This is a genomic window from Streptomyces sp. CNT372 (genome assembly GCF_000377145.1).
The window spans coordinates 41,969-56,421 of the sequence record NZ_KB897784.1 but is presented as its reverse complement, the minus strand read 5'-3'; the positions used below and the strand labels follow the sequence as shown (position 1 = coordinate 56,421).

The 14,453-nt window shown below is 76.7% G+C and carries 11 protein-coding genes and 1 tRNA gene; 10 read left to right on the top strand and 2 right to left on the bottom strand.

From position 1 onward, the window contains the following. Positions 1-9 precede the first annotated feature (9 nt). From C593_RS0119155 to C593_RS0119130, 6 genes are all read left to right on the top strand, one after another. Positions 10-870, top strand: a complete 861-nt coding sequence (locus tag C593_RS0119155; RefSeq protein ID WP_018848920.1) for a MetQ/NlpA family ABC transporter substrate-binding protein — start codon at positions 10-12, stop codon at positions 868-870. Positions 871-1,108: 238 nt separating this feature from the next. Beyond that, positions 1,109-1,738, top strand: a complete 630-nt coding sequence (locus C593_RS0119150) for a GNAT family N-acetyltransferase (protein WP_018848919.1) — start codon at positions 1,109-1,111, stop codon at positions 1,736-1,738. 358 nt (positions 1,739-2,096) lie between these two features. Next, complete coding sequence (gene cbiE / locus C593_RS0119145) at positions 2,097-3,341, top strand: precorrin-6y C5,15-methyltransferase (decarboxylating) subunit CbiE (protein WP_018848918.1); 1,245 nt, start codon at positions 2,097-2,099, stop codon at positions 3,339-3,341. 379 nt (positions 3,342-3,720) lie between these two features. Beyond that, positions 3,721-7,530 (top strand): nicotinate-nucleotide--dimethylbenzimidazole phosphoribosyltransferase, encoded by a 3,810-nt coding sequence (gene cobT / locus C593_RS0119140; RefSeq protein WP_018848917.1) that lies wholly within the window; start codon positions 3,721-3,723, stop codon positions 7,528-7,530. 242 nt (positions 7,531-7,772) lie between these two features. Then, on the top strand, positions 7,773-9,002 hold the full coding sequence (gene cobA / locus C593_RS0119135) for a uroporphyrinogen-III C-methyltransferase (protein ID WP_018848916.1): 1,230 nt from the start codon (positions 7,773-7,775) through the stop codon (positions 9,000-9,002). A 50-nt stretch (positions 9,003-9,052) separates the two neighbouring features. After that, the gene (locus C593_RS0119130; RefSeq protein ID WP_018848915.1) at positions 9,053-9,871 is read left to right on the top strand and encodes a TrmH family RNA methyltransferase; all 819 of its coding nucleotides are present in this window, start codon (positions 9,053-9,055) and stop codon (positions 9,869-9,871) included. Between the two features lie 51 nt (positions 9,872-9,922). Here C593_RS0119130 and C593_RS0119125 read toward each other — a convergent pair whose 3' ends face one another. Next, complete coding sequence (locus C593_RS0119125; RefSeq protein ID WP_018848914.1) at positions 9,923-11,227, bottom strand: serine/threonine-protein kinase; 1,305 nt, start codon at positions 11,225-11,227, stop codon at positions 9,923-9,925. A 229-nt stretch (positions 11,228-11,456) separates the two neighbouring features. Here C593_RS0119125 and C593_RS0119120 point away from each other — a divergent pair, with 229 nt between their 5' ends. From C593_RS0119120 to C593_RS0119105, 4 genes are all read left to right on the top strand, one after another. After that, on the top strand, positions 11,457-11,750 hold the full coding sequence (locus C593_RS0119120) for a hypothetical protein (protein ID WP_018848913.1): 294 nt from the start codon (positions 11,457-11,459) through the stop codon (positions 11,748-11,750). 157 nt (positions 11,751-11,907) lie between these two features. Continuing rightward, a complete protein-coding gene (locus C593_RS0119115; protein WP_018848912.1) occupies positions 11,908-12,090 on the top strand; it encodes a hypothetical protein in 183 nt (60 codons plus the stop codon). 825 nt (positions 12,091-12,915) lie between these two features. Continuing rightward, on the top strand, positions 12,916-13,926 hold the full coding sequence (locus C593_RS0119110; RefSeq protein WP_018848911.1) for an aminoglycoside phosphotransferase family protein: 1,011 nt from the start codon (positions 12,916-12,918) through the stop codon (positions 13,924-13,926). 67 nt (positions 13,927-13,993) lie between these two features. Next, positions 13,994-14,293: a TFIIB-type zinc ribbon-containing protein gene (locus tag C593_RS0119105; RefSeq protein ID WP_037746367.1), complete on the top strand. Its 300-nt coding sequence runs from the start codon at positions 13,994-13,996 to the stop codon at positions 14,291-14,293. Positions 14,294-14,378: 85 nt separating this feature from the next. Here C593_RS0119105 and C593_RS0119100 read toward each other — a convergent pair. Further along, positions 14,379-14,453 (bottom strand) — tRNA-Val (locus C593_RS0119100).

Here is a 14,453-nt window from a genome sequence, read left to right as displayed (position 1 = left end):
GCACTTTTCGTGCGCAGGAACACCAAGCTCACCGCCGCCGCGGCACTCACCGCGACCCTCGCCCTCGGCCTCACCGCCTGCGGCACCTCCTCCGACCCGGCCTCCGCCGGCGACTCCGGCGCCGAGGCCGACGCGTCCAAGGCGCTCGTCGTCGCCGCCTCCCCGGTCCCGCACGCCGACATCCTCACCTTCGTGAAGGACGAGCTGGCGGCCAAGGAGGGCCTCAAGCTGGAGGTCAAGGAGTTCACGGACTACGTCCTGCCGAACACCGCCACCCAGCAGGGCCAGGTCGACGCCAACTTCTTCCAGCACAAGCCCTACCTGGACGACTTCAACAAGAAGAACAAGACGACCATCGTCCCGGTCGCCAACGTCCACCTGGAGCCCCTCGGCCTCTACTCCAAGAAGTCGAAGGACCTGAAGGACATCAAGGCCGGCCAGACCGTCGCCGTCCCCAACGACACCACCAACGAGGGCCGCGCCCTCCACCTGCTCGCCGAGAACGGGCTGATCACCCTCAAGGACGGCGCCGGCACCGACGCCAAGCTGTCCGACATCGCCGACGCCAAGGGCCTGAAGTTCAAGGAACTGGAGGCCGCCACGCTGCCCCGCGCCCTGGACGACGTCGACGCCGCGGTCATCAACGGCAACTACGCCATCGAGGCCGATCTCAAGCCCGCCCAGGACGCTTTGGTCCTGGAGAAGGCCGAGGGCAACCCGTACGCCAACTTCCTCGCCGTCAAGGACGGCAACGCGGACGACCCGCGGGTGCAGAAGCTCGCCAAGCTCCTGAACTCGCCCGAGGTGAAGAAGTTCATCGAGGACACCTACCAGGGCTCCGTGGTCCCCGCCTCCGGCGCGGTCGAGTAGCGCTCACGCGGACGGCCGGACGGCAGCCGCCCCACGGGCACCCGCGCGGGCGCCCAACCGGACACCGCCGCACGGCACTTGACGCCGGCCCCGGGCACCGATCAAGGTGCGCGGGGTCGCGTCGTGCCCGGACCCGGCCATTCACCGCCCACGGGCGGTGTTGCATGCTGTGTCCTCACGGCTACGGCCACGACACCCTCACGCAACGACCACCGGCGGTCCCGGCATGGAGCAGCGCATGACTCACACCTTCCCGGACGTGTCCATCAGCACGGAGCGGTTGGTGCTGCGCCCCTTCGAGGACGCCGACATCCCGGCCCACACCGAGATGATGAACGACGAGATGGTCACCGCGTGGACCACCGTCCCCCATCCCTACACCGCCGGTGACGCCGAGGACTGGGTCCGCCGCTTCGCGCCCGAGGAACGCGCCTCCGGGCGGGGAATCGTCTTTGCGGTGACCGAGTTCCTCACCCAGCGCCTCGTCGGCACCGTCCATCTGCGCAACACCGACTGGCGCATCCTCGCCACCGAGGCCGGCTATGTCACCGCGCCCTGGGCCCGCGGCGAGGGATACGCCACCGAGTCCCTGCTCGCCGTCGCCCAGTGGCTCTTCCGCGACCGCCGCTTCGAGCGGCTGGAGCTGCGGACCGCGGCCGGCAACACCGCCTCCCAGCAGGTCGCCCAGAAGATCGGCTGCATCAGCGAAGGCGTCCTGCGCAACGCCTGGACCGTCCGGACCCCGGCCGGCGGCGGCGCCTGGGAGGAGTCCCGCACCGACCTCATCGTGTGGAGCCTCCTCCCCGAGGACCTGGAGGCCGACCGCCTGGCCGAGGCCGGGTACTCCTCCTACACCGACTGGAACTGACCCCGGTCCCGCACCCCGGTGCCGCGCCCGCCTGCTCCCGGCCCCGGCCCCGGCCCGGAGCGCACCCGGCCGGCCCCCGCCTGCCCGGGCCCGCGCCCCGGCCGGACCCCCTCCGGCCGCCCGGCCCTCGACCGGTACCCTCGCCGTGCGGGACACCCTCCGCGACACCACCGGCGGCCCCCCCCCCCCCCCCCCCCGCCTGCCCGGGCCCGCGCCCCGGCCGGACCCCCTCCGGCCGCCCGGCCCTCGACCGGTACCCTCGCCGTGCGGGACACCCTCCGCGACACCACCGGCGGCCACCCCCGCCCCGCCCGCGCCCGCACACCCCCGCCTGCAACACCCCCAGGAGACTGACGCGATGGCCGACCGGGTCACGGTGATCGGATGGGACGGTTCGCCACTCACCCGGGCGGCCACCTCCGCGCTCTCCGCCGCCACGCTGGTGGCCGGAGCCCCCCACCACCTGGCCCTGCCCGAGGTCCCGCCCACCGCCGAACGCATCCGCCTCGGCAGCGTCGACCTCGCCGCCCGCCGGATCGCCGGGCACCGGGGCAGCGCAGTCGTCCTCGCCGACGGCGACCCCGGCTTCTTCGGTGTCGTCCGCACCCTGCGCGCACCGGAGCACGGTCTGGAGGTCGAGGTGGTGCCCGCCGTCTCCGCCGTCGCGGCCGCCTTCGCCCGCGCCGGGATGCCCTGGGACGACGCGCAGATCGTGGTCGCCCACCGCCGCACCCTGCGGCGCGCAGTCAACGTCTGCCGCGCCCACCCCAAGGTCGCCGTCCTCACCTCTCCCGGTGCCGGCCCCGCCGAACTCGCCCTCCTCCTCGACGGCGTCCACCGCACCTTCGTCATCTGCGAGGAACTCGGCACCGACCGGGAGCAGGTCACCGTCCTCACCTCCGACAAGGCCGCCGACCACGCCTGGCGCGACCCCAATGTGGTGATCGTCGTCGGCGGCGGGGGCACCGTCCCCGGCTCCGCCCGCACCGGCGCCGGATGGATCGCCGGGCACGCCCCCGCCTACCCGCCCGCACTGCGCGGCTGGGCCCTGCGCGCGGCCGACGGGAACCCGCGCCCGGCGGGGGAGGGCGAGCAGCCCGGACTGCGCGCCGCCCAGCTCGCCCGCCTCGGCCCCCGCACCGGCGACCTCGTCTGGGACATCGGCTGCGGCGGCGGAGCGTTCGCCGCCGAGGCGGCCGGCTTCGGCGCCGCCGTCATCGCCGTCGACGCCGACCCGGACGCCTGCGCCCGCACCCGGGACGCGGCCCGGCACCTCGGCGTCCAGCTCCAGGTCGTCCAGGGCGCGGCCCCGCACGTCCTGGAACGCCTCCCCGAACCGGACGTGGTCCGCATCGGCGGCGGCGGGGTCCCCGTCGTCGGCGCCGTCGCCGACCGCCGCCCCGCGCGGATCGTCACCCACGCCTCCACCCGCGACGAGGCCGAGGCCATCGGCACCGCCCTCGCCGCCGGGGGCTACGCGGTGGAGTGCGCCCTGCTCCAGTCCGTCGACCTCGACCCCGCCGACTGGAGCGAACGCGAGCGGACCGTCGTCTTCCTCCTCTGCGGACGGCACCCGGAAGCGGCCGCCCAGGCGGGGTCGTAGGCGGACCGGACCCGCGAATCGGGCCCCGCCCGCCACTCGGCCCCAATCCCCCCACAGCGGCACAGCGCGGTAGGCTGGCCGATCGTCGTACCGCAGCCGGGTGTTCGTCGTTTGGTTCGCCGATGTCCGGAAAAAGGGGTCGTTCCGACTCCGCTTCGCGGTACGCCGGGACCGGGGGGACGCGCGACGTGGCGCAGCCCACAGCGCACCGTGGCGGATCTTGCCGCCGAGGTCGCGAACGACGGCGACAATGCAGGGGTCGGGGGCCGAACGTGCCGCGCGGCGCACACGCTCGTTAGAAGTTCACGGGCGTCAGGTGTGCCGGTCGGACGCCCCGGGCGACGGGCGAAGGAGCTATACCGATGGGCGAGGGGTACGCATGACCGACACCGGCCAGGTCCCGGGCGAGGGGCAGCCGGAGAACGCAGGCATGGTGGAGCAGCCGGGCGTCCCCGCCCCCGGCGCGTACACCTACCTCGAACCCTCCGGGCACACCGCCGAGGAAGACGATCTGCTGCTCATGCCGGGCGCCCAGGGCGCCTGGAGCGAGCACCCCGCCGCCGCACCGGCCCCGACCCCGCCGCACGGTTCCCTCCTGGACCAGTACGCGGCGGCGCAGGCTTCCGTTCAGCACCAGCAGGGAGCCGCAGCGGCGGCCCCGCAGTACGGCGCAGAGTACGCGGCGGGTCAGCGGCCCGCCCCCGTCCAGGAAGCCGGTGTGCCCGCGCCGGCGGAGGCATGGCAGGCGCCCGCCGCACCGGAGTTCACCGAGGTGACCTCCGCCCCGCAGCCGCCCGCCGGGGCCGGATACACCCAGGACCCGGCCGGCGACGGCCCGGAGGCGCAGTACGCCCGGGCCGCCGAGGCGCAGTACGCGCAGGCCGCGCCGGGGGACTCGCTCGCCCAGGTGCAGGGGACGATGTCGGTCCTGCCGGGCGTCGCGCCGGACGCGGTGGCCGCCGCCGATGCCGCCGCCGTCCCGGAGGCGGGCCCGGCGCAGCCCGCGCCGGACGCCCCGTACGCGGGTGAGCAGCCGGTCGCCGCAGCCGCCGAGCCCGCCGCACCGGCCGAGGCCGTCGTGACCGCGCAGGCCCCCGAAGCCGCTCCCGCCGCACCGGCGACCGAGGCCGTGCCGGACCCGGTCGCGCACGAGCCCGCGGTGCCGGACCCCGCCGCGCACGAGCCCGGTGCGCACGAGACGGGTGGCCGGGACTCCGGCGCCGTCGACCTGGGCGCCGTCCGCGCCCCGGCGTCCGCCGCCTCCGCCATGCCGGCCCCGCAGCCCGCGCGCCGGCCCCTGCACATGGGACCGCCCGTCCCGGACCCGGCGAACTCCCTGGTGCGCTCGCTCGCGGACCGGGGGCCCGCGGGGGCGACCCCGCCGCACCCGATCGCCGTACCCCACGCCCCGGCGCCCCAGGGCGCGACGGGCGTCGAGTATCTGGACGTCCCCCGCGAGGAGCCCGGCGCCCAGCTGCCCGGCCCGTCCCTCGGTGACATTCCGCCGCAGGCCGGTGCCCCGTGGGACCCGCAGCCCCCGGCGGCCCCCGCGGCCCCCGTCGCCGAAGCGGAGGCGGAATCGGTCGTCCCGGCCGCCGCGGCGCCGGAGGCGGCTGTGGCCGGGGCACCCGCCCCGCCCGCCGAGGCAGCTGTCCCCGCACCCCGCGCGGGCGAGGGCGCGGCGCCGGACGCGGAGCCCGCCGCACCGGCCGGGGCCGTCGTGACCGACGCGGCCGCGGGGGCCCAGGCTGAGGCCCCCGCAGCGCCGACCGCCACCGAAGCGGAGCCCGAGGCGCCCGCCGCCGTCGCCCCGGACCCTGCCCCCCAGCCGGACCAGCCGGCCGACCCGACGTCCGCCGCCGAGTCCCAGGCCGTCCCCGTTCCGGACGCGGCCCCCGTGCCCGCGCCGGAAGCCTCCGCGCCGGAAGCCTCCGCGCCGGAGGCCGAGGCGCTGCCCCTCCAGGGCGCCCAGTCCCAGCACGCGCCCGCTCCGGCCACCCCGGAGCAGGCCCCCGCCCCGGCCGCCGGGGCCGCTTCCGAGCCCGCCCCGGAGGCGGCGGCCCCCGAGGCCGTCCCCGCACCCGAGGTGACCGCCGCCCCGGAGGCTGCCGTTCCGGCCGAGGACGCCACCCCGGAGGCCCCCGCCACGGACCCGGCCTCCGCAGCCGCCCCCGTGCCGGACGCCCCCGCGCCTGCGGCCGACAGCCCCGCACCCGAACCCGCGCCCGAGCCCGTGACCGCCCCCGCGGCGGACGCCGGCGCGGACCCCACCCCGGAGCCCGCTCCCGACGCCCCCGCCGAGCCCGAGCCGGGGCCCGCGCCCGCCCCGGAGGCCGCGCCCGCCCCGGAGGCCGTGAACGCTCCCGAAGCCCTCCCGGGCGCGCCCGCCATCGCCGCCGAGGAGGCCGTTCCCGAAGCTCCCGCCGAGCCCGAGCCCGAGCCCGTCACCCCCGCCGGCCCTCCCGCCCCCGGGTACGACGAGGCCGAGCGCGAGGCCGTCCTGCGGGTCATGCGCGAACGCAGGGACATCCGCAACGGCTTCCGCAGCGACCCCATCCCGCACGAGGTCCTGCTCCGGGTCCTCGAAGCCGCGCACACCGCGCCGAGCGTCGGCCACTCCCAGCCCTGGGACTTCGTGGTCATCCGCTCCGCCGAGACCCGGCGCACCATGCACGAACTCGCCCAGAGCCAGCGCGAGGCGTACGCCAAGTCACTGCCCAAGGGCCGGGCCAAGCAGTTCAAGGAACTGAAGATCGAGGCGATCCTCGACACCCCGGTCAACATCGTCGTCACCGCCGACCCCACCCGCGGAGGCCGTCACACCCTCGGCCGCCACACCCAGCCCCAGATGGCGCCCTACTCCTCGGCCCTCGCCGTGGAGAACCTGTGGCTCGCCGCCCGCGCCGAGGGCCTGGGCGTCGGCTGGGTCTCGTTCTTCGACGAGCGCGAGATGGTCCGCACCCTCGGCCTCCCCGACCACTTGGAGGTCGTCGCCTACCTCTGCGTCGGCTACGTCGACGAGTTCCCGGAGGAGCCCGAGCTGATGCAGGCGGGCTGGTCCAAGCGCCGCCCGCTGTCCTGGGTCGTCCACGAGGAGACCTACGGCCGCCGCGCCCTGCCCGGTGAGGAGCCGCACGACCTCCTCCAGGAGACCGTCACGGCCATCCGCCCGCTGGACGCCAAGGCCCTCGGGGAGGCGTGGGAGCGCCAGAAGCGGATGACGAAGCCCGCCGGCGCCCTCGGCATGCTGGAGATCATCTCCGCGCAGCTCAGCGGCCTGTCCCGGATGTGCCCGCCGCCGGTGCCCGAGCCCGCCGCCGTGGCGATCTTCGCCGGTGACCACGGCGTGCACGCCCAGGGCGTCACCGCCTGGCCCCAGGAGGTCACCGGCCAGATGGTCGCCAACTTCCTCGGCGGGGGAGCGGTGTGCAACGCCTTCGCCCAGCAGGTGGGCGCCGAGGTCTGCGTCGTCGACGTCGGCGTGGCCGCAGACCTGCCCGCCACCCCCGGTCTACTGCCCCGCAAGGTGCGCGCCGGGACCGCCGACTTCACCACCGGGCCCGCGCTCACCCGCGAGGAGGTGCTGGCCGCCATCGAGGTCGGCATCGAGACCGCGCGCGACCTGGTGGCCGCCGGCAACAAGGCCCTGCTCACCGGCGAGATGGGCATCGCCAACACCACCACCTCCGCCGCGCTGATCTCCGTGTACACGGGCGCCGACCCCGCCGAGATCACCGGCCGGGGCACCGGCATCAACGACGAGATGCACGCCCGCAAGGTCGACGTCGTCCGCCGCGCCCTGGAACTCCACCGGCCCGACCCCGCCGACCCCGTCGGCGTCCTCGCCGCCGTCGGCGGTCTGGAGCACTGCGCCCTGGTCGGCCTCATCCTGGGCGGCGCCTCGCTGCGTACCCCGGTCGTCCTGGACGGTGTGAGCACCGGCGCGGCGGCCCTCGTCGCGCGGGCTGTCGCCCCCGAGTCGCTGGCCGCCTGCATCGCGGGCCACCGCAGCGCCGAGCCCGGCCACGTCGCCGCCCTCGGCAAGCTGGGCCTGCGCCCGCTGGTCGACCTGGATCTCCGGCTCGGCGAGGGCACCGGCGCCCTGCTGGCGCTGCCGATCGTGCAGAGCGCGGCGCGCGCGATGCACGAGGTGGCGACCTTCGACAGCGCCGGGGTCACCGAGAAGTAGCCCGGCCCGCCGCGCCGCCCGGACGTCCTCGCGCCGCCAGGACGTCCGGGCGGCGCGAGGCCCGCCCGGCCTGCGCGGAAGCGCCGGGCCGCACCCGGCGCCCCGCCGCCGCACCCGTACTCTGGTGCCCAGGCCGTGTCCGCGTCCCCCGGTCCGCGGCCCACCGCCACCGGCGTCCCACCAGCCGCTCCACCGCCGCAGCGGCCCGCCACGCATCACCCCGCACGAGGAGCCGCACCGCCATGCCCGAGCCCGCCGAGCACCCCGCGTACCCCGTCGGACTCCGCCTGTCCGGGCGGCGCGTCGTCGTCGTCGGCGGCGGCCAGGTCGCCCAGCGCCGGCTGCCGGCCCTCGTCGCGGCGGGCGCCCGGGTCACCCTGGTCTCGCCCTCCGCCACCCCCTCCGTCGAGGCGATGGCCGGGGCCGGCGAGATCACCTGGGTGCGGCGGCGCTACGAGGACGGCGATCTCGACGGCGCCTGGTACGTCCTCGTCGCCGTCAGCGACCCGCGGGCCGCGGCCCGGATCTCCGACGCCGCCGAGACCGCCCGCGTATGGTGCGTGCGCAGCGACGACGCCGAGGCCGCCACCGCCTGGACCCCGGCGACCGGCCGCAGCGAGGGCGTCACCGTCGCCGTGCTCACCGGCCGCGACCCGCGCCGCTCCGCCGCCGTCCGGGACGCGATCGTCGAAGGGCTCCGTGACGGCACCCTCGCCGCCCCGCACCGCCGGGACAAGACCCCCTCCGTCGCCCTCGTCGGCGGCGGCCCCGGCGACCCCGACCTGATCACGGTGCGCGGCCGGCGCCTGCTCGCCGAGGCCGACGTGGTCATCGCCGACCGGCTCGGCCCCCGCGACCTCCTCGACGAACTCCCGCCCCACGTCGAGGTGATCGACGCGGCGAAGATCCCCTACGGCCGGTTCATGGCCCAGGAGGCCATCAACAACGCCCTGATCGAGCACGCCAAGGCAGGGAAGACGGTCGTCCGCCTCAAGGGCGGCGACCCCTATGTGTTCGGCCGGGGCATGGAGGAGGCCCAAGCCCTCGCCGAGGCCGGCATCCCCTGCACCGTCGTGCCCGGGATCTCCAGTTCCATCTCGGTGCCCTCCGCCGCCGGCATCCCCGTCACCCACCGGGGCGTGGCCCATGAGTTCACCGTCGTCAGCGGCCATGTCGCCCCCGAGGACCCGCGTTCGCTCGTCGACTGGGCCTCCCTCGCCAAGCTGACCGGCACCCTGGTGATCCTGATGGGCGTCGACAAGATCGGCGCCATCGCTCAGGCCCTGGTCGCCCACGGCAAGGCGCCCGGCACCCGGGTCGCCCTCGTCCAGGAGGGCACCACCACCGCCCAGCGGCGGGTGGACGCCACCCTGGCCACCGTCGCCGAGGTCGTCCGCGCCGAGGAGGTCCGCCCGCCGGCCGTCATCGTCGTCGGCGACGTGGTCGGCGTCGGCGTCCCGCCCCTCGCCTGATCCCGCGACCCAGCCCCCGCCCCGCGCACCACCGAGAAAGCAGCGACCCCGTGGCCGAAGTGATCACCGTCGACGACCCGGACGACCCCCGGCTGGCCGACTACACCGGCCTCACCGACGTCGAACTCCGGCGCCGCCGGGAGCCCGCCGAGGGCCTGTTCATCGCCGAGGGCGAGAAGGTGATCCGGCGTGCCCTGGACGCCGGTTACCCCATGCGGTCCATGCTCCTCTCCGCGAAGTGGACCGAGGCCATGCGCGACGTCATCGACGCCGCCGGCTCCCCGGTGTACGTGGTGGAGCCCGCCCTCGCCGAACGCGTCACCGGCTACCACGTCCACCGCGGCGCGCTCGCCTCGATGCAGCGCAGGCCCCTGCCCGACGCCGCCGAACTCCTGCGCTCCGCCCGCCGGGTGGCCGTCATGGAGGCGGTCAACGACCACACCAACATCGGCGCGATCTTCCGCAGCGCCGCCGCCCTCGGCATGGACGCCGTACTCCTCTCCCCGGACTGCGCCGACCCCCTCTACCGGCGTTCCGTGAAGGTCTCCATGGGCGCGGTCTTCGCCGTTCCCTACGCCCGCCTCGCCACCTGGCCCGCCGACCTCGCCGCCGTCCGCGAGGCGGGCTGCACCCTGCTCGCCCTCACCCCCGACGAGACGGCCGTGCCCCTCGACGAACTGGCCCCGCACCGGCTGGAGAAGGTGGCCCTGATGCTCGGCGCCGAGGGCGACGGCCTCACCGCGAGGGCCCAGCGCGCGGCCGACGAACGGGTCCGCATCCCGATGGCCCACGGCGTCGACTCCCTCAACGTGGGAGCCGCCGCGGCCGTCGCCTTCTACGCGGTCACCGCGGGCCGGCCCACCGCCTGACCCGGTCCGGGCCGGCCCACCGCCACGGCTCAGAGCTGCCGGGCCACCGGCTCAGAGCTGCTGGAGGGCCGCGATCCCCAGCGCCACGACCAGGGTCACCACGAAGAAGACGACGATGCGCTGGCGCAGCAGCCGGGGGTTGGCCGGCCGCCGGCCCGTCGAGGTCGTGCGCGCGCCGCCGGGCCGCGTCCCCGGGCGGCCGCCCGTGCGGCGCTCGGTGCCCCTGCCGCCGTTCGTCCGGCCGCCGTCGGTCCGGCCGCCCGGCCGTGACGGGTGCGCCCGGGAACCGCGCCCCGTCCGCGACGAGGAGGGGCGCGGCACCGACGAACCGCCGGTACGCCGCTCCCCGTGCTCGGCCCGCTCGCCGCGGCCGGCCGTATGCCGCTCGCGCCGGCCCGTGCTCCGATCGGCGCGCTCCGTGCGTTCGGCGCGTTCCGTCCGCTCGGTGTAGCGCGCGGTGGGGCGGCTCAGCTCCGCCCGCTCCCGCTCGCGCTCCCGGTCCCTCGGGGCGGGGGGACGGCTGTCGTGCAGGCCCTGCGCCTCACGGGCCGCGATCTCCTTCAGCCGCATGGACAACTGGAGGGTGCTCGGCCGCTCCTCCGGGTCCTTGGCCAGACAGGCGGCCACCAGGGGGGCCAGCGCGTCGGGCACGCCCTGGAGATGCGGCTCCTCGTGCACCACGCGGTAGAGCATCACCTCGGAACTGCCGTGTCCGAAGGGGGAGTCGCCCATCGCCGCGTACGCCAGGGTGGCGCCCAGCGCGAACACGTCCGTCGCCGGGGTGACGGCCGCGCCGCGCACCTGCTCGGGCGCGAGGAAGCCCGGCGAGCCGACGGCCGTCCCGACATGGGTCAGCGTGCTCGCGCCCGTCGCCCAGGCGATGCCGAAGTCGATGATGCGCGGGCCCTTGGGGGAGAGCAGGATGTTCGACGGCTTCAGGTCCCGGTGCACCACCCCGGCCTCGTGGACCGCGACCAGCCCCTCGGAGAGGGCGGCGCCCACGGCGGCCGTGTCCGCGGCCCGCAACGGGCCCTCCTCGACGACCTTGTCGTGCAGCGAGGGGCCCGGCACGTACTGGGTCGCGAACCAGGGGCGGTCCGCCTCCAGGTCCGCCGCCACCAGCCGCGCGGTGCACCCGCCCCGGATCCGCCGGGCCGCCGACACCTCGCGCGCGAAGCGGGAACGGAACTCCTGGTCCTCCGCCAGATCCGGCCGGATCACCTTCAGCGCGACCCGCTGGCCCTTGCGGTCGGACCCCAGATAGACGACGCCCATCCCGCCCGCCCCGAGCCTGCGGTGCAGCCTGAACGAGCCGACGACACGCGGGTCCTCGCGCCGGAGCCGCATCATCGCCATCGTCCGTCCCCTACCTCGGTGGGAGCCCCACCCCGCTGCCCGGTCACTCGGTCTGACGGGCCACAGCTTATGTGGCCCCGCGCCGGTGCGCTCATAGGCCGCGCCCTCGCGAGCGGATCGATTGTCAGTGCCCGGTGGGAGAATTGAGGAGTGGTCAGGGGAGGGCGGATCCCTCTCCCCAGGCCCGTGCGAGATCTCAACGGACCGTCGCAGAAGGGGGATTGGATCAATGAAGGGCGACCGCGTGGAGATAGTGGTGGACGCGGGTGACACGACCCGGACGTACGAAGTGGTGGCAAGCCGGGCGGGCCGCAGGGTGGAGACGGCGGTCCGGCGGGGGGTGGTCGAAGTGAGCGAAGTCACGAGATCGGGCACTGCCGTGCGCACCGCGCGCTTCATGGCGAACCGGGTGCTGGCGCTCGTCGAGCAGCCCGTCCCCCGGGAGGCCGAGCGGGAGGGCGGGCGTCCCCTCGGGGAAGACCCGGGTTCCCGGGCACGCGTCTCCACCCAGGGGAGTACGTGACCGGGGCACGGCTCATCCTCGGGGAGGCCGGTCAATCGGTACGCGGGCATGACGTCCGGGCCGTCCCGTTTCCCTAGTGTTGTCCTCAAGCGGCGGGTGCAGCACTCGTCCCCCGAGGCCAGACGCCCGCCGCTGCCCATCTGACAGGAGAGGGACCATGGCCGACACGGCAACGCGCAAGGCATACGCCGGGCTCGGCGTCCGTCCGGGCGGCACACGCCACCCGCTGGTGGCCACGGCCATGGTCCTTCCCCTGGCGGCACTGCTGGTGGTCGTCTTCGGCGGCTGGGACGCGGTGGTCGCACAGGCGTCGTCCGTAGGCATGATGCTGGGGCGCTGAGAGGCGCCCCGGGCCCGGAAGAGCGGTCCGGGCCGGGGACATCGGGCCACAGCCCCGTGGGGACGGGGGTGCGGCGGACGGCAGCGTTTGGCCGGTCGGCTGGGGAGCCGGCCGGCCATCGCGCGTACCCGCGCCCGTCCACAGCCCTCGGCCACGTGTCTCCGGCCGCCCGGCCGTGACCGCACCCCGCCCGGCCGCGACCGCTTCCGCCCACGGACCCCGCCCGGCCGTGACCGCTCGGGCTCCGCCCGGCCCGGTTCGACCGGCTGTCCTGCGTCGGCTCCGTCGGCCCCGTCGGCGCTCGGTCGGCACCGGACCGTCCAGGGGCCCCAACCGTCCGCCCGCCGGCCTCCGCCCGGCGGCGCTCGGTGACCGGCCGCGGCACGCTCCCGGCGCTCGGGCTCCGCCCGGCCGCCCGGTCGTGACCGCTGGGGCTCCGCCCGGCCCGCCCGGCGCTCGGGCGAGCACGGGCCCGGCCACCGGGCCGAAGCACACCCGCCGCCGGCGCCCGGGCCCGCCCCGGCTGCCCCGCGCCGGGGCGCCGCAGCCCGGTCGGCCACCGTCCCGGCCGAGCCCGGCCGCCCGGCCGTGACCGCACCCCGCCCACGCGCCCCGCCCGGCCGAGCCCGGCCCCCCGAACGCCGGGCCCTCGGTCCACGGGCGGATCCCCCGCCCGCCCGCGGGCCCCAGCCGCCCCCGCCCGGTGCTCGGCCGGCTCCACCGCTGCCTCGTGCCGAGTGCCTGTGGCCGGGCGAACACCGGCCCGGACCGCCCGGCCGGCACACGCCTCGCTCCGCCCGGGCCCTGCACGGGTAGCCTCCCCGCGTGACCGCCCCTCTCGTCCGTCGCCTCGCCCGTCTCGCCCGCGAGGCGGCCCATCCCGACCAGTCCGGCGTGCGGACGCGTTCCGCCTGTCCGGCCTGTGCGGTCGGCGACCCCGCTCCCGTGCTCGCCGACCGGCCGGACGGGACCGTCGTCCGGCACGGGGCGGCCGTCGCCAAGGCCCACGCCCCCGGTACGGACCCGGCCGCCCACCGCGTCCGCCTCGCCGTCGCCGCGCACCCGGCGCTCCACGGCATCCTGCTGCCCCCGCTGCCCGTCCCGCGGGCGGCCACGGCGGCCACGGCGGCCACGGCGGCCGCGGGCGACCGCCCCCTCACCGCCTGGCCGTACGGGACCCCCGTCGACCCCGCCGATCCCGACGCGGCCCCCTGGGAGGAGGCCGCGCGACTGCTCGCCCGGCTCCACCGCGTCGACCCCGCAGCCCTCCCCGGTCCCCTCCCGCCCATGCGCGGCCCGGCCAAGGCCGCCGCCGCCCTCGCCCGGATGGAGGCGGCCGCGGGCGGCCACCCCGCGGCCGAGGGCGTGCGCCGGGCCTGGGGCGGACTCCCGGCCTGGGCCCGCGGGGAGGCGGACCCGCGCCGCCGCCGTACCCTGTGCCACGGCGACCTCCACCTCGGCCAGCTCGTCCGCCACCCCGCCGAGGGCGGCGACTGGCTGCTGATCGACGTGGACGACCTCGGCCTCGGCGACCCGGCCTGGGACCTCGCCCGCCCCGCCGCCTGGTTCGCGGCCGGGCTGCTGCCTCCGGCCACCTGGCAGCGCTTCCTCCACGCCTACGCTCAGGCCGGCGGCCCGGCCGTCACCGATCCCGCCGACCCCTGGCCCGAGCTGGACACCGCCGCCCGCGCGCTCACGGTGCAGACCGCGGCCCTCGCCCTCGCCAAGTCCGCCGCCGAAGGCCGCCAACTGGACCAGGTGGAAAGGGAGATGATCGACACCTGTACCCGAATCGGGACACTCGCGCCCGAGTTGGATCCGCAGGGCGCGTCGTAGGGTGAAGTCACCGCCACCGGGCATGCATCCGGTGACGTCGACCGACCGGCGAGAGGCTGAGCAGAAGATGCAGTGTCCCAAGTGCCATGCGGCGATGCACACCTACAACCGCAACGGTGTCCAGATCGAGCAGTGCAGCGGCTGCCGGGGCATATTCCTCGACTACGGGGAGCTGGAGTCGCTGACCCGGCTGGAGTCGCAGTGGGCCCAGCAGGCCCCGCCGCCGCCCGCCCCGGGCGCCTACCCGGCCGCCCCCGCTCCCGCCGCACCGGCCTGGGGCGCCCCGCAGCACGGACATCACGGCCACCACGGCCACCACGGCCACCACCGCCAGCGCGGCTTCGGCCGGATGCTCTTCTCCTCCTGAAGCCCGCCGCGCCCTGACACCGCCCGCACGCCCACCGCGTGCGCGCACGACGAAGCCCCCGGTCACAGGGACCGGGGGCTTCGGCTGGTGCGCGATACTGGGATTGAACCAGTGACCTCTTCCGTGTCAGGGAAGCGCTCTCCCGCTGAGCTAATCGCGC

Coding starts and splice junctions, on each gene's coding strand:
- C593_RS0119150 (WP_018848919.1), top strand. CDS start 1,109: ATGACTCACACCTTCCCGGACGTGTCCATCAGCACGGAGCGGTTGGTG.
- cbiE (WP_018848918.1), top strand. CDS start 2,097: ATGGCCGACCGGGTCACGGTGATCGGATGGGACGGTTCGCCACTCACC.
- cobT (WP_018848917.1), top strand. CDS start 3,721: ATGACCGACACCGGCCAGGTCCCGGGCGAGGGGCAGCCGGAGAACGCA.
- cobA (WP_018848916.1), top strand. CDS start 7,773: ATGCCCGAGCCCGCCGAGCACCCCGCGTACCCCGTCGGACTCCGCCTG.
- C593_RS0119125 (WP_018848914.1), bottom strand. CDS start 11,227: ATGGCGATGATGCGGCTCCGGCGCGAGGACCCGCGTGTCGTCGGCTCG.
- C593_RS0119120 (WP_018848913.1), top strand. CDS start 11,457: ATGAAGGGCGACCGCGTGGAGATAGTGGTGGACGCGGGTGACACGACC.
- C593_RS0119115 (WP_018848912.1), top strand. CDS start 11,908: ATGGCCGACACGGCAACGCGCAAGGCATACGCCGGGCTCGGCGTCCGT.
- C593_RS0119105 (WP_037746367.1), top strand. CDS start 13,994: ATGCAGTGTCCCAAGTGCCATGCGGCGATGCACACCTACAACCGCAAC.